The organism is Curtobacterium pusillum, assembly GCF_007673235.1.
Classification (GTDB): Bacteria; Actinomycetota; Actinomycetes; order Actinomycetales; family Microbacteriaceae; genus Curtobacterium; species Curtobacterium pusillum_C.
In genome coordinates this window covers 540,131-557,742 of record NZ_VDZH01000002.1, presented here as the reverse complement: position 1 = coordinate 557,742, position 17,612 = coordinate 540,131, and the positions used below count along the sequence as shown (strand labels likewise).

The 17,612-nt window shown below is 71.7% G+C and carries 16 protein-coding genes; 4 read left to right on the top strand and 12 right to left on the bottom strand.

Going from position 1 to position 17,612, the window contains the following annotated elements; all coding sequences use genetic code 11:
* The first annotated feature begins 4 nt into the window (after positions 1–4).
* The gene (gene cls / locus FS532_RS07420) at positions 5–1,465 is read left to right on the top strand and encodes a cardiolipin synthase (protein WP_144752058.1); all 1,461 of its coding nucleotides are present in this window, start codon (positions 5–7) and stop codon (positions 1,463–1,465) included.
* Positions 1,466–1,651: 186 nt separating this feature from the next.
* On the opposite strand, the gene FS532_RS07415 is transcribed toward cls, so the two are convergent.
* The 4 genes from FS532_RS07415 to FS532_RS07400 form a co-directional block, all read right to left on the bottom strand.
* The gene (locus FS532_RS07415) at positions 1,652–2,773 is read right to left on the bottom strand and encodes a heparan-alpha-glucosaminide N-acetyltransferase domain-containing protein (RefSeq protein ID WP_144752055.1); all 1,122 of its coding nucleotides are present in this window, start codon (positions 2,771–2,773) and stop codon (positions 1,652–1,654) included.
* A gap of 17 nt (positions 2,774–2,790) precedes the next feature.
* Entirely contained in the window at positions 2,791–4,161 is a 1,371-nt protein-coding gene (locus FS532_RS07410; RefSeq protein WP_144752052.1) for an FAD-dependent oxidoreductase, read from the bottom strand.
* Between the two features lie 90 nt (positions 4,162–4,251).
* Positions 4,252–5,331 carry a polyprenyl synthetase family protein gene (locus FS532_RS07405; RefSeq protein ID WP_079236595.1) on the bottom strand — a complete coding sequence of 360 codons (1,080 nt, stop codon included), beginning with the start codon at positions 5,329–5,331 and terminating at the stop codon, positions 4,252–4,254.
* Between the two features lie 33 nt (positions 5,332–5,364).
* The gene (locus FS532_RS07400; RefSeq protein ID WP_440130705.1) at positions 5,365–6,165 is read right to left on the bottom strand and encodes a demethylmenaquinone methyltransferase; all 801 of its coding nucleotides are present in this window, start codon (positions 6,163–6,165) and stop codon (positions 5,365–5,367) included.
* Positions 6,166–6,238: 73 nt separating this feature from the next.
* On the opposite strand from FS532_RS07400, the gene FS532_RS07395 reads away from it, so the two are divergent.
* Complete coding sequence (locus tag FS532_RS07395; RefSeq protein WP_144752049.1) at positions 6,239–7,498, top strand: isochorismate synthase; 1,260 nt, start codon at positions 6,239–6,241, stop codon at positions 7,496–7,498.
* Between the two features lie 34 nt (positions 7,499–7,532).
* Here FS532_RS07395 and menD read toward each other — a convergent pair whose 3' ends face one another.
* Both menD and FS532_RS07385 read right to left on the bottom strand, forming a co-directional pair.
* Positions 7,533–9,233, bottom strand: coding sequence for a 2-succinyl-5-enolpyruvyl-6-hydroxy-3-cyclohexene-1-carboxylic-acid synthase (menD, locus tag FS532_RS07390; RefSeq protein ID WP_313957233.1), 1,701 nt, complete (start codon positions 9,231–9,233; stop codon positions 7,533–7,535).
* Between the two features lie 40 nt (positions 9,234–9,273).
* Positions 9,274–9,672 (bottom strand): PLDc N-terminal domain-containing protein, encoded by a 399-nt coding sequence (locus FS532_RS07385; RefSeq protein WP_079236598.1) that lies wholly within the window; start codon positions 9,670–9,672, stop codon positions 9,274–9,276.
* Between the two features lie 63 nt (positions 9,673–9,735).
* Between FS532_RS07385 and FS532_RS07380 the strand changes: the two genes are divergently transcribed.
* On the top strand, positions 9,736–10,059 hold the full coding sequence (locus FS532_RS07380) for a DUF4229 domain-containing protein (protein ID WP_144752046.1): 324 nt from the start codon (positions 9,736–9,738) through the stop codon (positions 10,057–10,059).
* Positions 10,060–10,070: 11 nt separating this feature from the next.
* On the opposite strand, the gene FS532_RS07375 is transcribed toward FS532_RS07380, so the two are convergent.
* Genes FS532_RS07375 through FS532_RS07360 form a run of 4 tightly spaced genes read right to left on the bottom strand, consistent with a single transcriptional unit; the run spans position 10,071 to position 13,656 of the window.
* Positions 10,071–11,066: a 1,4-dihydroxy-2-naphthoate polyprenyltransferase gene (locus FS532_RS07375; protein WP_144752043.1), complete on the bottom strand. Its 996-nt coding sequence runs from the start codon at positions 11,064–11,066 to the stop codon at positions 10,071–10,073.
* A 46-nt stretch (positions 11,067–11,112) separates the two neighbouring features.
* Positions 11,113–12,243: an AMP-binding protein gene (locus tag FS532_RS07370; RefSeq protein WP_144752040.1), complete on the bottom strand. Its 1,131-nt coding sequence runs from the start codon at positions 12,241–12,243 to the stop codon at positions 11,113–11,115.
* A complete protein-coding gene (locus tag FS532_RS07365) occupies positions 12,243–13,172 on the bottom strand; it encodes a 1,4-dihydroxy-2-naphthoyl-CoA synthase (RefSeq protein WP_144752037.1) in 930 nt (309 codons plus the stop codon). Before FS532_RS07365 ends, FS532_RS07370 begins: the two co-directional genes overlap by 1 nt.
* 37 nt (positions 13,173–13,209) lie before the next feature.
* Entirely contained in the window at positions 13,210–13,656 is a 447-nt protein-coding gene (locus FS532_RS07360; RefSeq protein WP_144752034.1) for a hypothetical protein, read from the bottom strand.
* A gap of 129 nt (positions 13,657–13,785) precedes the next feature.
* Here FS532_RS07360 and FS532_RS07355 point away from each other — a divergent pair, with 129 nt between their 5' ends.
* Positions 13,786–14,781, top strand: a complete 996-nt coding sequence (locus FS532_RS07355; RefSeq protein WP_260852604.1) for an o-succinylbenzoate synthase — start codon at positions 13,786–13,788, stop codon at positions 14,779–14,781.
* Positions 14,782–14,935: 154 nt separating this feature from the next.
* On the opposite strand, the gene ccsB is transcribed toward FS532_RS07355, so the two are convergent.
* Together ccsB and resB are read right to left on the bottom strand one after the other, a co-directional pair.
* A complete protein-coding gene (gene ccsB / locus FS532_RS07350) occupies positions 14,936–15,931 on the bottom strand; it encodes a c-type cytochrome biogenesis protein CcsB (RefSeq protein WP_144752657.1) in 996 nt (331 codons plus the stop codon).
* A gap of 5 nt (positions 15,932–15,936) precedes the next feature.
* Positions 15,937–17,604, bottom strand: a complete 1,668-nt coding sequence (resB, locus tag FS532_RS07345) for a cytochrome c biogenesis protein ResB (RefSeq protein WP_440130708.1) — start codon at positions 17,602–17,604, stop codon at positions 15,937–15,939.
* Between the last annotated feature and the right edge of the window lie 8 nt (positions 17,605–17,612).

Sequence of the window (17,612 nt, the reverse complement as noted above, 5' to 3'; positions counted from 1 at the left end):
CGCTGTGGAGCACTGGCTCAGCGTCGCCATCACGGTCTTCCTGGTCCTGCTGGACCTGGCGATCCGTGTCTTCTCGATCATCTACGTCCCGATCAACCGCAAGCCGCAGACGGCCACGGCCTGGCTGCTGGCGATCTTCCTCATCCCCTACATCGGCTTCATCGTCTTCCTGGTCATCGGGTCGACGAAGCTGCCGCACGCCCGGCGTGAGAAGCAGACGGAGATCAACGCGTACATCCTCGAGCAGACCGAGGGCATCGAGCGGGTGCGCCGCGACCACCCGTGGCCGGCGTGGCTCGACAGCATCACGCGCCTGAACCGCGAGCTCGGCGCGATGCCCCTGGTCGGCGGCAACTCGGCGGAGCTCTACCCCGACTACGACGAGTCGATCGCCGAGATGACCCGCGCGATCGACGACTCGCGGCGGTTCGTGCACGTCGAGTTCTACATCGCGACGCTCGACGACACCACGCGCCCGTTCTTCGAGGCGCTCGCCCGGGCGCAGGCCCGCGGCGTCACAGTCCGGTTCCTGCTCGACCACTGGGCCAGCCGCGGCTACCCCGGGTACAAGGACACGCTGGCGTTCATGGACCGCGCCGGCATCGAGTGGCACCTGATGCTGCCGCTGCTGCCGCTGCAGGGGAAGTTCCAGCGCCCGGACCTCCGCAACCACCGGAAGATCATGGTGATCGACGGCTCGGTGGCGTTCACCGGGTCGCAGAACCTCATCGACAAGTCCTACGACCTGAAATCGCACGTCGACAAGGGCATGGAGTACAAGGACCTGTTCGCCCGGTTCGAGGGTCCCGTCGTGGCCGGCCTCAACGCCCTGTTCGTGACCGACTGGTACAGCGAGACCGACGAGCTGCTGCTCCGCGAGAGCGACCCCGTCCAGCGCGCCGACCGGGGTGACGCACTGGACTGCCAGGTCGTGCCGTCCGGCCCCGGGTTCGACGGCGAGAACAACCTGCGACTCTTCAACGCGCTGCTGTACTCGGCGCAGAGCAAGGTGTCGATCACGTCGCCCTACTTCGTCCCGGACGACTCCATGCTCTACGCGATCACGACCACGGCGCAGCGCGGTGTCGAGGTCGAGCTGTTCGTCGGCGAGATGGGCGACCACGCGATGACGTGGCACGCGCAGCGCTCCTACTACGAGGGCCTGCTCCGGGCCGGCGTGAAGATCTGGCTCTACCGGGCGCCGACGATCCTGCACGCGAAGCACTTCACGATCGATGACGACGTGGCCGTGATCGGGTCGAGCAACATGGACATGCGGTCGTTCAGCCTCAACCTCGAGGTCTCCGTGATGGTGCGCGGCAGCCGGTTCGTCGACGCCCTGCGCGAGGTGCAGGACGCGTACAAGGAGCACAGCTTCGAGCTGACGCTCGACGCGTGGGTGGAGCGGCCGCGGCGGTCCCAAGTGCTCGACAACGTCGCGCGGCTCACGGCGGCGCTGCAGTAGCACCGGTCTGGAGGCGCGGGTCGGCCGGCGCGGGTCGGCTCACGCCCGCACCGTGCGCGGTCTCGTGCACGGGCGCTCGCCAGTGTGCGAGGTTCCGACCGCAGTGCGAGGGCGCGAGGCTCGCACACTGCGCGGGAACTCGCGCCGTACGGATCGCGGGTCGGGTCGGCCTCGCACCGTGCGCGGTCAGGCGCGCGGGTCCGGCACCAGGCGGGTCAAGCGGGCGGTCAGGCGCTCCAGCGGTCCACGCCCGAGGAACGCGCGCCAGGTCATCGCGAAGAGCACCGAGCCGATCGCGAACCACCACCACGCAGCATCCGAGTCGGGGTACTCCGGCAGCATCGCGAGCACGATGAGGTGCCCCGCGTAGACGGTGAGCGGCATCGAGCCCACTGCGGCCAGCGGGAACGCGATCCGCTCGGCCGTCCGCCCCCGCCCGTCGAACACGAGCGTGCACAGGGCGATGACCGCGACCGCGATGCCCGAGGTCGCGACGACGTCGACGATCGACGACGAGTGGTCCCGCGGTGAGAGGAACAGCTGGGCGAGTGCCTCGGACCCGGTGCTGCCCTCCCCCGCGTACGGCACCCCGGGGAACGCGGACGCCGCGTCGTCGGGCACCGGGGCGAGGGCGTTCCCGACCAGGTACGCGACCACGGCGACCACTGCGCCGGACGTGAGCAGCACGACCTGCCGGCCCCGCGCCTCCAGGCCGCTGCGGGCGACGGCGAGACCGACCAGGACGTACGCCAGGAAGGTGACGACGGGGTAGACGAGGCCGAGCTGGACCTCCCACATGCCCGCGTCCGCGTAGAGCGGGACGGTCGCCAGTGCGACCACCGGTGAGAGCACGGCACACAGTCCGGCGAGCACGAGCAGCCACCGCGCCCGTACGCGGAGCACCGGGACGGCGAGCAGGAACAGGACGCCGTACGTCGGCAGGATCACGTACACCGGCGTCTGCAACGCCATCAGCAGCAGACCGACCGCGACCACCGCGACCGCGCGGATGGCCAGCCGACCCCGCACCCGCTCGATCGCGGGCGGACCGGGTGGCGTGGTGCGCCCGCTCGTGAGGCCGATCGAGACCCCGGCGAGCACCGCGAAGAGCGACGACGACCGCCCGTGCGCGACCGCCGCCCAGGTACCGGGGTCCGACCAGTCGACCGCGTCCGCGATACCGCCGACATGCGTCGCCATCATGCCGAGCAGCGCGATCGCGCGAGCGACGTCGACGCCCTGGAGTCGGCCTGCCGGGACGAGCACGCCCCGCATCGCGGTGGGCGGTGCGGGGCGTGCGTCGGTCACGGCGTCGGCTCTCGTCCCTAGCTCGCGGTGGCGTTCGCGCGACCGAGGGAGACGTCGATCATCTCCTCGCGCGGGACGACCTTGATGCGCTCGCGGCCGTGGGGCTCGCCGAGCGCGAGCTCGTGGGCGTCGAGGTTGTGCCAGCCGTCGAGGTCGGTGTACTCGACACCGCGCTCGGTGAGCAGTGCCGGGATCGCACCCTCGGACGGGTCCTCCGGCGTCCACCAGCTCGCTTGGTCGTTCACGATGTGCTGCACGGTCTCCATCGCGTCGGACTTCGTGTGCCCGATCAGGCCGACCGGACCGCGTTTGATCCAACCCGTGGCGTAGACGCCCGGGAGCTGCTGGTTGTCGTCGTCGAGGACCTGGCCCTCGTGGTTCGGGATGACGCCGTGCCGGTCGTCGAACGGCACACCGGGCAGCGGCGAACCGAAGTAGCCCACCGCTCGGTACGCGGCCTGGATCGGGATCTCGCGGATCTCCCCGGTGCCCTCGACGCCGCCCTGGCCGTTCGGACGCGTGCGCTCGTAGCGGATCGCGGTGACCTTGCCGTCCTCGCCGACGAGCTCGAGCGGCTTCGCGTAGAAGTGCAGGTGCAGACGACGGCTGGCCTGCCCGGTCTCGCGCGTGCGCCACTGCTCCAGCACGCGGTTCATCACCATCACCTGCTTGTTCGTGGCGATGGCGGTCTTGGAAGCTTCGTCGTGGTCGAAGTCCTCGTCGTAGACGATCATGTCGACGTCGCGGAGCTCACCGAGTTCGCGGAGCTCGAGCGGGGTGAACTTCACCTGCGCCGGGCCGCGACGACCGAACACGTGCACGTCGGTCACCGGCGAGGCCTTGAGGCCCTCGTACACGTTCGCCGGGATCTCGGTCGGCAGCAGGTCGTCTGCGTGCTTCGCGAGGATGCGCGAGACGTCGAGGGCGACGTTGCCGTTGCCGATCACCGCGACGCTCTCGGCCGTGAGCGGCCAGGTACGCGGGACGTCGGGGTGGCCGTCGAACCAGCTGACGAAGTCGGCCGCGCCGTACGACCCCTCGAGCTCGACACCGGGGACGTCGAGGTCGGCGTCCTTGATCGCACCGGTCGAGAAGACCACCGCGTGGTAGTGCTTCCGGAGGTCGTCGAGGGTGATGTCCTCGCCGAAGCGGACGTTGCCGAAGAGCCGGACGACGCCGCGGTCCAGCACGTCGCGCAGGGCGTTGATGATGCCCTTGATGCGGGGGTGGTCGGGGGCGACGCCGTAGCGGACCAGCCCGTACGGCGCAGGCAGCTGCTCGAACAGGTCGATCGACACGTCGTGGCCGTGGGCCTCGCGCAGCAGGATGTCCGCGGCGTAGATGCCGGCGGGGCCGGCGCCGACGATGGCGACTCGGAGGGTGGGCACTGATCGTCTCCTGGTTCGTTCGGGTGGGGTGCTCCCGAGGGCGGTGGTCGCGTCGTCGCGGCGTTGGTGCGACTGCTGCGGTCGGCCGGGTCAGCGGCTGCGGTCGACGACCGACTCGGCGAAGCGGATCAGGGCCCGCTTCACCGTGCCGTCCGGCAGCGGCGCGAGCGCGTCGACCGCCTCGGTCGCCCAGCGGACCGCGACGGCCCGGGTGGCGGCGGTGGCCTCGTGCTCACGGAGCGCGGCCACGGCGGACTGGTACGGCGCCGAGTCGACGACGTCGTCCGGGGCGGCGTTGACGTCCCGCTCGATGCGTTCGAGGAGCGCCACCGCATCCGGTGCACCCGTCGCGGCGAGGCGCCGGAGCTGCAGCAGCGGCAGGGTGTCCACGCCGGCGCGGAGGTCGTTCCCGGCGATCTTGCCGGTCTTGTCCTTCGCGGGGGCGAGGTCGATGACGTCGTCGACGAGCTGGAACGCAACGCCGACCTTCTCGCCGAAGGTGCCGACGGCGTCGAGGTAGGAGCGATCGGCGCCCGAGAACATCACGCCGGCGCGCGCGGCCGTCGCGATGAGCGAACCGGTCTTGTCGCTGAGGACCTGGATGTAGTGCTCGACCGGGTCGTCCTCGGGCTGGGGACCGGTGGTCTCGTGCAACTGTCCCATGCAGAGCCGCTGGAAGGTCTCGGCCTGCATCCGGATGCCCTCGGTCCCGAGGTCCGCCGTGATGAGACTGGCGCGGGCGAAGAGCAGGTCGCCGGTGAGGATGGCCACGTTGTTGCCGTACGTCACGTGCGCCGCCGGGACACCGCGCCGCACGGGCGCTTCGTCCATGACGTCGTCGTGGTACAGCGACGCGAGGTGGGTCGTCTCGATGCTGACGGCGGCCTTGACGACCGCGTCGGTCACGCCGTCACCGAGCTGCGCGATGAGGAGCGTCAGTGTCGGTCGGATCCGCTTGCCGCCCGCCGAGAGCAGGTACCGGCTCGTCGTGTCGGCGAGGGTGTCGGTCGAGCGCATGGCTTCTTCGAGGCCCTGCTCGACGAGCTCCAGCCCGTCGTCGACAGCCGCGATGAACCGTCGCTCCGAGGGCGTGGCGAACAGTCGCTCGCCGATGCCCAGCGACGCGCGGAGACTCGGTGCGCGACGTGCGACCGGGACGCTCGGATTCAAGTGCTGCTCCGTGTTCGGGGGTGGAGGGACCGGTCAGGCGTCGGTGGGGTCGACGCTCGGCTGCTCACCGGTGTGCTGGTGCTCACGGCGGGCCTTGGCGCGCCGGGCGACGGACTCGCGGACCGTGCCCGCCACGGGCTTGCGACCGCGGTGCAGTGCGACGATACCGGCCGTGAGGTTGCGGTAGGCGACCATCGTGAAGCCGACCCCCCGGAGCCACTGGCTGAGGACCTGCTGCTCGGGCCACGCCTCGATCGACTCGGCCAGGTAGCGGTAGGCCGCGGGGTTGCTGCTCGAGAGCCGCGCGACGCCGGGGAGCACGCGCTTGAGGTACGTGCCGTAGCCGAAGCGGAGCACCGCGAGCGGCGGCGTCGAGAACTCGCAGATCACGACGCGCCCGCCGGGCTTGAGGACGCGCAGCATCTCGCCGAGCGCTTGCATCGGGTCGTTGACGTTGCGCAGCCCGAAGGAGATGGAGACGGCGTCGAAGGTGTCGTCGTCGAACGGCAGGTGCTCGGCGTCGCCCTCGACGAAGGTGATCTCGGGGTGGCGCTCCCGACCGACGGCGATCATGCCCGCGGAGAGGTCGAGCGCCGTGACGTCGGCGCCCTTCTTCGCGAAGGCCGCCGCACTCGTCCCCGTGCCGGCGGCGATGTCGAGCACCTTCTCGCCGGGCTGGGGGTCGACCGCGCGGACCGTCGCGACACGCCACAGCGGGGCGTTGCCCGCGGAGAGGATGTCGTTCGTGAGGTCGTACTTCGCGGCGACGTCGTCGAACATGGCCGCCACCTCGTCCGGCCGCTTGTTCAGGTCCGCTCTGCTCACCCACAACATCCTAGAGGTCCCGCCCGTGGGTTCCCCCGAGCACGGCGCGTGCGGGACCGGAACCGGCGCGTACGATCGGTCCGTGACCCGAACCACCACGGCGGCCCCACCGCTGACGGTCTCGACCCGGATCCTCGACGACCCGGGCGCCGTCCTCCGCCACACCCTCCGGGACAGCCCACTCGCCTTCGTCCGGAACGGCGACGGCATCGTCGGGATCGGCGAGGCGCTGCGCTTCACCTTCACCGGACCGGAGCGGATGCGGGAGGCCGCGGCCGTGTGGCGCACCATCGTGCAGGACGCCGAGGTCGACGACCCCGTGCAGCTCCGCGGCACCGGTCTCGTCGCCTTCGGGTCGTTCACGTTCGCCGACGACTCCGCCGAGACGAGCGTGCTCATCGTCCCGCGCGTCGTGATCGGCCGCCGACGGGGGAAGGCGTGGCTCACCGCGGTCGACACGACACCGGACCCGGAGCCACTGACGTTCACCCGCACGTCGGTGCCGGTGCCGCACGTCGGCCCGCACGTGTCGGTCGCGCTGCGGCCCGGACGCATCGACGCGGACGCCTACGCCGAGCGGGTCGCCGACGCCGTCCGCCGGATCGCCGCGGGCGACGCCGAGAAGGTCGTCCTGGCCCGCGACCTCGTCGGCACCCTGCCGGACGACGCCGACCGCCGGGCGATCCTGCTCGACCTGGCCGACGCCTACCCGCAGTGTGTGACGTTCGCCGTCGACGGGCTCGTCGGCGCGACACCGGAGACGCTCGCCCGGACGGACGGCACACGGCTGTCCGCACGCGTCCTCGCCGGCAGTGCCGCACGGGGCACGGACGCCGTGTCCGACCGCGCAGCTGCCGAGGCCCTCGCCGCGAGCGCGAAGGACGTCGGCGAGCACGCGTTCGCGATCGACAGCCTGCTCGCCGCGCTCCGCCCGATCGCGTCGGACCTGCGTGCGGACCCGGAGCCCTTCCGCCTGCAGCTGCCCAACCTGTGGCACCTCGCCACCGACGTGCAGGCGACCCTGCCCGTGGGCACGACCTCGCTCGACGTCGCCGACGTGCTGCACCCGACGGCCGCGGTCGCGGGGACCCCGACGGACGTCGCCGTGCGGCTGGTGTCCGAGCTCGAGGGCGTCGACCGGGGTCGCTACGCCGGCCCCGTCGGCTGGCTCGGTGCGAACGGCGACGGTGAGTGGATGCTCGCGCTCCGCAGCGCCCGGATCGCCGACGACGGGTCCGTGCGGGCGTGGGCCGGTGCGGGGATCGTGGGCGGGTCCGACCCGGCACGGGAGGTCGCCGAGACCGCGCTCAAGTTCCGCCCGATCACCGACGCCCTGGCCTGAGGCCCCGCCCGCGCTGGTCGCGGCGCGGAGTCCGTCAGTCGGCCAGCGGCACCTCGATGACGACGCGCTCCGCCGGGTCCGTCAGCACGCGCTCCAGGTCGCCCCACGTCGCCGCGCGCCGGTACTCCCACCCGAGCCCCGTCACGACACGCTCGACGTCGACGAACTGCGGCGTGGTCATCATCCGGCGCATGTCCGCCTCGGGGGTGGTCGCCGCGACCTCGAGCCCACGGAAGATCGCACCACCGGAGTCGTTGCCGACGACGACCTGCACGCGGTGCCGCGGTTCCTCGGTCCCCGTGACGAACGCGCCGAGGTCGTGCAGGAGCGTGAGGTCACCGACCAGCACGCGCGTGGTACCGATCGACGACGAGGACCGTTCGAGCGCCGCGGCGATGCCCAGCGCGGTGGACACGGTGCCGTCGATGCCGGCGAGCCCGCGGTTCGCGTGCACCCGGATCGGCTTGCCCGCGACGTGCCCGTCGGCGACGCGGATGATCTGCGAGGCGCCGAGGACCAGTCGGTCGTGCGGCCAGGTCGCTCCCCAGACGGCGTCGGCGAGCATGGCCCGGTCGACGGGACGGCGGCGGAGTGCGACCTCGTCGCGGAGGAACTTGTTGCGCTCGGCCCGGTCGCTCGAGCGCTTCGCGTCGAGGTCCGGCCCGGCGTCGCCGCCGCCCAGCAGCGCGCGGCTCGTCGCCACCCAGCGTCCCACCCACGCACGGTGCTCCGGCCGGGTGCGGCCCGTCACGCGGACGTCGGACACGAAGGTGGTCGCGGCGGTCGGCCTGGAGGCACGGGCCGGGTCGAAGGGATCGGCGCCCGGACCGCGGACCACGATGGTCTCGACGTCGTCGCGCTGCAGGAGCGCGGGGACCTCACGACTGAGGGTGGGGTGGCCGAGCACGACGGCGCGGCGCACCGCACCGCCGAACTCCGGCTCGCGCAGGAGCTCGCGGTACGTCACCACGAGGTTGCGGCCGAAGCGCGCCCCGCTCGACACCTCGGCGACCAGCGGCGCACCGAGCTCCCAGGCGATCCGTTCGGCGTCCGGCCCTGCGTCGTGCCCCGCGATGACGACCGTCCCGGGCTCGTCGTCCGGCGACAGCTCGGCGACCGGGAGTCCCGAGTGCACGCGGCGGGTGGCGAACGCGAGGTCGACCTCGTCGTCGGGCACCGGCTGCACGTCGTCGTCACCGAGGCCGGCGGAGAGCGGCTCGCGGAACGCCACGTTGAGCTGCACCGGTCCGGGCTGCCCCTCGTGCCCCGCGGCCGCGGCGACCGCCTGACGCACGAGGGTGCGGACGGTGTCCGTGGTGCTCGCGTCGACGCCGTGCACGGTCGGCGCCTGGACGTCCCGCACGAACGAGACGGCAGCGCCGAAGATCCCCGGCTGGACGGTGGTCTGGTTGCTCCCGATGCCGCGGAGCTCGTCGGGGCGGTCGGCGCTCACGACGATCATCGGCACGCCGGAGTGGTGCGCCTCGAGCACGGCGGGGTGCAGGTTGGCGACGGCGGTGCCGGACGTGGTGACGACGGCGGCGGGTCGACCGGACTCGACCGCGAGGCCGAGGGCGTAGAAGCCGGCGGTCCGTTCGTCGAGTCGGACGTGCACGCTGGTGCCGCCCGCACGCTCGAGGGCGACGGCGGCGAGGGCAAGCGCTTGCGAGCGTGAACCCGGGCTGACGACGACGTCGGTGACGCCGGCGCGCGCCAGCTCGGCGAAGAGCGTCAGTGCGAAGTCGGTCGCGGGGCTGCCGGAACCCGCGCGACCGTCAGCGATCGGTGCGGCCGTCGTCGTCGCGGTGCTGGTCGCGGCGGTCGCGGTCCGCGCGTCGCTCGCGTTCGCGGAACTGCTGTTCGAGGTCTCGGAGGGTCTCGTCGTCCTGGTCCTTGTCCGTGGGGTGCCGCTCGGGGCCGTGCGGGCCCCCGAGGAAGTCCGGGTCGTCTTCGGGTCCACGGTACCCGGAGCCGCCGCCCGGCTTCGTCGCGGGCGCACGGCCCAGGAGGAACCAGAGGACCCCGCCGAGCACCGGCAGGACGATCACGAGCAGCAGCCAGACGCCACGGCTGAGGGAACGGACACGTTCGCGGGGCATCGTGGCGCAGTCGATCGCCGCGTACACCGTGAAGGCCACGGCGGCCACGACGACGATCAACCACAGTCGGACCATGCCCGGAGTCTAGGTCGCGAGGCTGTGGGGTCCCTGCCGGTCGCGCATCCGTAGACTTGCCGCGTGAAAGCGTGGCTCGTCTACACCCTGGCCCGTCTCGGCATCTTCGCCGTGGCTGTGGCACTGCTCCTGCTGACCCCGATGCCCTGGTACTGGGCCGTCATCGTGGGCGCGCTGGTGGGGCTGCTCGTCTCCTACATCGCATTGGGCAAGCTGCGCGAGCAGGTCACGCTGAGCCTCGCGAACCGCCGGGGGAAGCCCGAGCGTGACGCGGACACCGACTTCGAGGACGACTTCGTCGACGCCGAGGACACGGACGCGCCCGTCGCACGCCCGGTGTCGGACGCCGACCGCCACGCCGCGCGCCGGGACGCCGACGAGGACTGATCGCCTGAGCCCTACGGGGCGGTGGCGAGCGTGATCCCGAGCACGACGCCGAACACGAGCGACGCGAACGACGACAGCTGCAGGGCCGTGATGAGCTCGCGGGGCTTCCGGGACGACACCCCGATCGCCAGAGCCGGGAGCGCCAACAGCAGCGAGAAGTACGTGAAGCCGGTCCGGAAGTACAGCAGCACGAACCAGAGCAGCACCACGTACGGCAGCATCAGGAACAGGCCGTAGAGCACCCGCGCCACCGGGCGGCCGACGACGACCGCGAGGGTGCGCTTGCCGGCAAGACGGTCCTCGTCGATGTCGCGGATGTTGTTCACCATGAGGACCGCGCAGGCGAAGAACCCGGCGGCGATCGCGGCGGCCCACCCGCTCGGCGTCACCCTGCCGATGAGGACGAACTGGGTGCCGAGGACGGCGACGAGTCCGAAGAACACGAACACGAAGACCTCGCCCAGGGCGTTGTACCCGTAGGGCTTCTTGCCGCCGGTGTAGAACCAGGCGGCGACGATCGCGGCAGCCCCCACGAGGAGCAGCCACCACAGCTGGGTGAGCACCACGATGACGATGCCGGCGACGGCGGCCAGGCCGAAGAACGTCAACGCGACGGTCAGCACGGTTCGGGGCTTCGCGAGTCCGGCGCCGGTGAGCCGTGCCGGGCCGACGCGGAACTCGTCGGTACCGCGGACGCCGTCGGAGTAGTCGTTGCTGTAGTTCACGCCGATCTGCAGGAACAGCGCGACGAGCAGGGCGAGCACCGCGATGACGGCGTGACCGTCCTTCGCGAGGAACGCACCGAAGTCACTCGGTTCACCGCTGTCGACGAAGGCCACCGTCGTGCCCATCACGACCGGGACGACGCCGAGCGTCAGGGTGCGGAGGCGTGCGCCGCCGATCCAGTCGCTCGCGGTCGCCTTCCGCTTCGTGCGCTGCGGTGCCGCGGCCTTCGCCGGGTTGCCGGAGCGGCCCTTGGACTGCGTCGAGTTCTTCGTTCGTGCCACGACCGTCCATCATATTCGCGACGCGTCGGCGTCCGGTCGCGCGGAGCTACGAAACCGCCATGTCCTGGATCGCCCGACGGTCGGGCTTGCCGGACGCGAGCATCGGGATCTCGGACACGACGACGACCGCAGCCGGACGCGCTGCCCGGCCGAGCGCGGCGCCGACGTGGGCACGCACGATCTCGAGATCGATCGTCCGCGCGGTCACCACGACCGGCACCTCGCCCCACTCCCCCGACGCCCGGCGGGTCACGACGGCGGCGTCCTGTCCGGGCAGTTCCCGCACCAGGCGCTCCACCTGTCCGAGCGGGACCTTCTCACCGCCGGAGATCACGACGTCGTCGAGCCGGCCGAGCACCCGGACCACGCCGTCGCGCACCTCGGCGGCGTCGCCCGTGCGGTACCAGCGGAGACCGTCGCGCTCGGTGAAGGCGGCGGCCGTGCGCTGGTCGTCGTCGAGGTACCCCTCGGCGAGCATCGGGCCGGCCAGGAACAGCTCGCCGTCGACCACCTCGGCGCGGACGGTGCCGAACGGGACGCCGTCGTACACACAACCGCCGCTCGTCTCGCTCGCCCCGTAGGTCGTCACCACGCGGACCCCGGCGTCGAGCGCACGCTGCCGGAGGGGTGCCGGCGTCGCCTGTCCGCCGACGAGCACGGCGTCGAACGCCGCCAGGGCGCGGGTCGCGCGGGGATCATCGAGCACCCGCGCCAACTGCACCGGGACGAGCGACGTGTAGCGGCGCGGAGCGCCCGGCCCGGTGACGAGCCGATCGGCGGCGTCGGCGAAGGTGCCCGCGTCGAAGTGTCCCGGGGGCACGACGACGGGTGCCGTCCCGGCGGCGATCGACCGGGTCAGGACGTTGAGGCCGGCGATGTAGTGCGTGGGCAGCGCGAGCACCCACCCGCCCGGACCACCCAGTGCCGCATCGGCGGCGGCGGCCCCGGCCAGCAGCGCCTCGGAGGAGAGCGCGACGCGCTTCCCGGTCCCGGTGGACCCGCTCGTCTCGACGACCAGGGCGACCCGCTGCGGGACGGCAGCCGGAGCCGGGGTCGGCAGCGCCGGAGCGCCCTCCGCGACGGGGAGCAGCGCGGGGCCGCCGGCGAGTGCTGCCTCCAGGCCGCGGAGCACGACCGACGGGTCTGACGTGCCGGTCGCGACCAGCGGACGGGTCATCAGTAGTGCCAGGGGAAGGAGGTCCATTCGGGCGCGCGCTTCTCGAGGAACGAGTCGCGGCCCTCGACGGCCTCGTCGGTGCCGTACGCCAGCCGCGTGGCCTCGCCCGCGAACACCTGCTGCCCGACCATGCCGTCGTCGACCGCGTTGAAGGCGTACTTCAGCATCCGGATCGCCGTCGGGGACTTGCCGAGTACGATCTCGCCCCAGCGGATCGCCTCGCGCTCGAGGTCCGCGTGCGGGACGACGGCGTTCACGGCGCCCATCTCGTACGCGCGCTGGGCGGAGTACTCCTGAGCGAGGAAGAAGACCTCGCGGGCGAACTTCTGCCCGATCTGCTTGGCGTAGTACGCGCTGCCGTACCCGCCGTCGAACGAGCCCACGTCGGCGTCGGTCTGCTTGAACTTCCCGTGCTCGGCACTCGCGATCGTGAGGTCGCAGATCGCGTGCAGCGAGTGACCGCCGCCCGCCGCCCACCCCGGCACCACGGCGATGACGACCTTGGGCATCATCCGGATGAGGCGCTGGACCTCGAGGATGTGCAGGCGTCCCATCGATGCCTGGGCAGCCGCGGGGTCGACGCCCTCCGGCGGAGCGCCCTCGTCACCGACGTACTGGTAGCCGCTGCGCCCGCGGATGCGCTGGTCACCGCCGGAGCAGAACGCCCAGCCGCCGTCCTTCGGGCTCGGGCCGTTCCCGGTGAGCAGCACGACGCCGACGCGCGGGTCCTGGCGGGCGTCGTCGAGGGCCCGGTACAGCTCGTCGACCGTGCGCGGGCGGAAGGCGTTGCGGACCTCGGGGCGGTCGAACGCGACCCGGACGATCCCCTTCGAGACGTGCTTGTGGTACGTGATGTCGGTGAACTGCTCCGCGATCGGAGCCACGGTCCAGACGTCGGGATCGAACAGGTCGGAGACGGGAGCAGCCATGGCTCCACGGTACCGCTCGGGCACGGTTTGCTCGGGCTCAGACGCCCATGCCGTCCGCCGCCGAACCACCCATGTCGGTGAGGACCTCCGGAGCGACGATCACGAGCAGCACGATGAGGATCACCGGGTTGGCGAAGAACGCCACGACGACGCCGATCGCGCCGTACCAACGGCCGAACGACCCGACCGCGGCGACGAAGCCGAGGACCGCGGCGATGAGCGTCAGGAACACGACGACGAAGCAGATGCCGAACGCGAAGTCGGTGTCGCCGCCCATGAACACAGCGAAGGCGCTCGCGTCGACCGCGGCCGAGACCACCGCGAGCCCGAGCGCGATCTTGCCGACGACCGGGTTGCGCTTCCTGCGACCGGCCTGGCCCTGCTGGCGGACGTCGACCGTGTTGCGCTGCATGAGCCGCGCGAACTCGTCGGTGTCGCGGCCGGGTACCGACGGGCGCGACGCGCGCTGCTGCGGTTCCGGCACAGCGCCTCCCTCGTCCTGGTCGTGTCCCTGCTGCCGACCCTGGCCGACCGATGCATGCTAATGCCCTGCCCTGGCGGTCCCCTCCGAGGAACCGTGAGGCGGGCTGGACGTCGCTGCCAGGATGGGGACGTGCTCCCCGACCACGCCGAACTCCCCGACCTCGCCGACCTCCTGGCGGACGCGCACGTGGTCGCGCTGCCCATGCGGGTGCGGTTCCGCGGCATCACCTCGCGCGAGGCCCTCGTCCTCCGTGGCCCGGCGGGCTGGACCGAGTTCTCGCCGTTCGTCGAGTACGACGACGCCGAGGCCGCCGCCTGGCTCCGGGCCGCGATCGACTTCGGGTGGCAGCACCACGAGCCTGCCGCGGACTCCGTGCCTGTGAACGCCACCGTGCCCGCCATCGCGCCCGACGCCGTCGCCGGGTTGCTCGCCCGATACCCCGGCTGCACCACCGCCAAGGTCAAGGTGGCCGAGCCCGGCACGACGATCGACGACGACGTCGCCCGGGTCGCCGAGGTGCGTCGGATCATGGGTGCCGACGCCCGGGTCAGGGTCGACGCGAACGGCCTGTGGAGCATCGACCAGGCGGCGGTCGCCCTGGAACGCCTCGCCCCGTTCGACCTGCAGTACGCGGAGCAGCCCTGCCGCACCGTCCCCGAGCTCGCGGCGCTCCGTGCCCGGGTTTCGGGGCTCGACGTCCCGATCGCCGCCGACGAGAGCGTTCGCAAGGCCTCCGACCCCCTCGCCGTCGCGCGCGCCGGGGCTGCTGACGTGCTCGTCGTCAAGGCGCAACCCCTCGGCGGCATCACCGCCGCGCGCGCAATAGTCGCCGAGGCGGGACTGCCGTGCGTGGTGTCGAGTGCGCTCGACACGTCGGTCGGGCTCGGGATGGGGGCGTTCCTCGCCGCGTCCGCCATGAGCCCGGGGTACGCCGCCGGGCTCGGCACGGCGGCGATGTTCGGGTCGGACGTGTCGGACACGCCGCTGCTCCCCGTCGACGGGCGGGTGCCGGTGCGCCGCGTGGAGGTCTCGCCGGAGCTGCTGGCGCGGAACGCGGCATCGCCGGAGCGGACCGACTGGTGGCGGGCGCGGCTCGAGCGCGCGCACGCAGCACTGGCCGGTTGAGGCCCTGAGACCGACCAGAGACGGACGGGAGGTGGGCCCCACCAGCCGGTACCGGCGCACCGCGCCAGCGGGGTGACGGCCGTGCCTGGAGGGACGGTGCCAGCTGGCACCGCGCCTCCAGTCCGATGGCGGTCGCGTCAGCGACCCGCGCTGATCACAGTCCCGAGTAGCTGTGCAGGCCCTTGAAGAAGACGTTCACGACGGAGAAGTTGAACATCACCGCGGCGAAGCCGATGAGCGCCAGCCACGACGACCGGGCCCCACGCCAGCCGCGCGTCGCACGGGCGTGGATGTACCCGGCGTAGACGACCCAGATGATGAAGGTCCAGACCTCTTTCGTGTCCCAACCCCAGTAGCGGCCCCAGGCCCGCTCGGCCCAGATCGCGCCGGCGATGAGCGTGAAGGTCCAGAGGACGAAGCCGACCAGGATGACGCGGTAGGTCAGGACCTCGAGCCGGTCGGCGTCGGGCAGCGTCTCCATGAAGCGGAGCTTGCTCGAGGTCGAACGGCCCTGACGGTAGGTCTGGACGAGCTGCGACACCGCGAGGCCGGCGCCCAGGGCGAAGAACCCGGTGCCGGCGATCGCCACGAACACGTGGATGACGAGCCAGTACGACTGCAGCGCCGGCTGCAGCGGGACGACGGGCACCCAGTAGTTCACGGTCGCGATGCCGAGCAGGATGATCGTGAGGCCGGTGATGAACACACCGAGGAACTTCAGGTTCTGCCAGAGCTGCACGAGCAGGAAGATCAGGATGATCAGACCCGTGCCGGTCAGGGAGAACTCGAACATGTTGCCCCACGGCACACGGTCGGCCGCGATCCCGCGCAGCACGATCGAGCCGACGTGCAGCACGAGCGCGAGGATCGTCATCGCCATGCCGACGCGTTCGAACCGGGTGCCGCCGCGTCGGGCGCTCCCGCCGTCGGACGACTGGGACACCTTCTCGAGGACGACGGTACCGCCCTGCACGGTGGCGACCGTCCGCTCCGCGGTGCTGGCCTGGGGCGCGCCGACGCCGTCCGCGGCGGCCGCGACGTTGCCGGAGCGCTTCGCGACGTCCAGGGCGAACGCGATGAACGCGATGACGTAGACCGCCATGGCGGAGTACGTCAGCACGACCGAGTAGGTCGCGAGGTTCGTGGTCATGTCGTTCACTGGGGCATCCTAACTCCGAGGTCCGACGTGTGGCGCTTGGCGATGTCCGCCACGGCCCGTTCGAGGTTCGGGTCCTCACCACGTGCGAGGCCGGCGTACTCGAGGTCGTAGCCCGGCTCCGCACCGGTGCCGTCGTCCCGACGCGGGACGACCTTCACCCACACGCGACGGCGCGGGACGAAGAGCGAGGTGAGGAGACCGAGGACGCTCAGCACGGCGAAGCCGCCGACCCACAGCTGCGAAGGGTCGTGGTGCACGTCGAGCGAGACGTAGCGCTTCACGCCGTCGAAGGTGATCGATCCCGCGTCGCCCGGCAGCTTCTTGGTCTGTCCGGGCTTCAGCTCGATGCTGGCGGCGTCGGACTGACGCCCCGCGATCTGCTTCAGGCCGCTCGTGTCGAGCGTGTACACGCTCTGCGGGACACCGTCGTCGAGACCGAGGTCACCCGTGTACACCTGCAGGGTCAGCAGGGGGTTCTGGTCGTCGGGGTAGGCGCTGGCGTACGCCCCGGTGGAGAGCTTCGACGCCGTCGGGTAGAAGAAGCCGACCATGCCGAGCTGGTCCGGCGCGGCGTCGGGCACCTTGATGACACCCGTGGACGTGTAGTTCGCGTCCTCCGGCAGGAACGGGACCGTGTCCTTGAACGCCACGTTGCCGTCGCCGTCGCGCACCGTGACGTCCATCGCGTAGCCGTTGCCGAGGAGGTAGACGTTCGTGCCGCCGACGCTCACCGGGTCGTTCACGCCGAGGCGGCTCGTCTGCTTCGCGCCGTCCTTCTCCTGCGTCGTCACGGTCGCCGAGTAGTCGAGCGCCTGACCGAGGGCGTCGAGGTTCCGCTCCTCGTACTTGGTGACGAACTTGTCGAGCGTGAAGTTGTAGCCCTTGAGGTCGGTCTGCTGGAACCACCGGCCGGGGTTGAACGAGTCGTACGAGCCGAGCACGTTCGAGAACGTCTGACCCTCGACGAGGAGCCGCTGACCGGTGTAGCCGAAACCGCCGCCGACGCCGACGGCCAGGAGCACGCCGACGAGCGCCGCGTGGAAGACCAGGTTGCCGGTCTCGCGCAGGTACCCGCGCTCGGCGCTGACCGAGTCGCCGAACCGCTCGACGCGGTACCCGGAACGCTTCAGGAGTGCCATCGCGCGGGTGACGGCCTGGTCCGCTGGGACCTCGGTGTCGTCAGCGGCGACCTTCTGGTAGCCCGCGAGTCGCGTGAGTCGGACCGGGGTCTTCGGCGGCCGGGTGCCGAGCGCCTGCCAGTGGTGCTTCGTGCGCGGGATGATGCAGCCGATCAGCGAGACGAACAGCAGCAGGTAGATCGCCGAGAACCACACCGAGGTGTAGGTGTCGAAGACCTGGAGCTTGTCGAGGATCGGGTACAGCGTCGCGTGGTCCGCCTTGTACTGCACGACGCCGTTCGGGTCCGCGGTGCGCTGCGGGACGAGCGAGCCCGGGATCGCCGCGAGGGCGAGCAGCATCAGCAGGAAGAGCGCGGTCCGCATGCTCGTGAGCTGGCGCCAGAAGAATCGCAGGTACCCGACGAGGCCGAGCTTCGGCTGGTTGACCCCGTCGCCGCCACCCGCAGCGGAGGGCTCGGCCGGACCGGAGCCGTCAACGTGGTCGGACGGTCGCTGCGGGTCCGCCGAGGTGTCGGTGGAGTCGATGTCGGCGG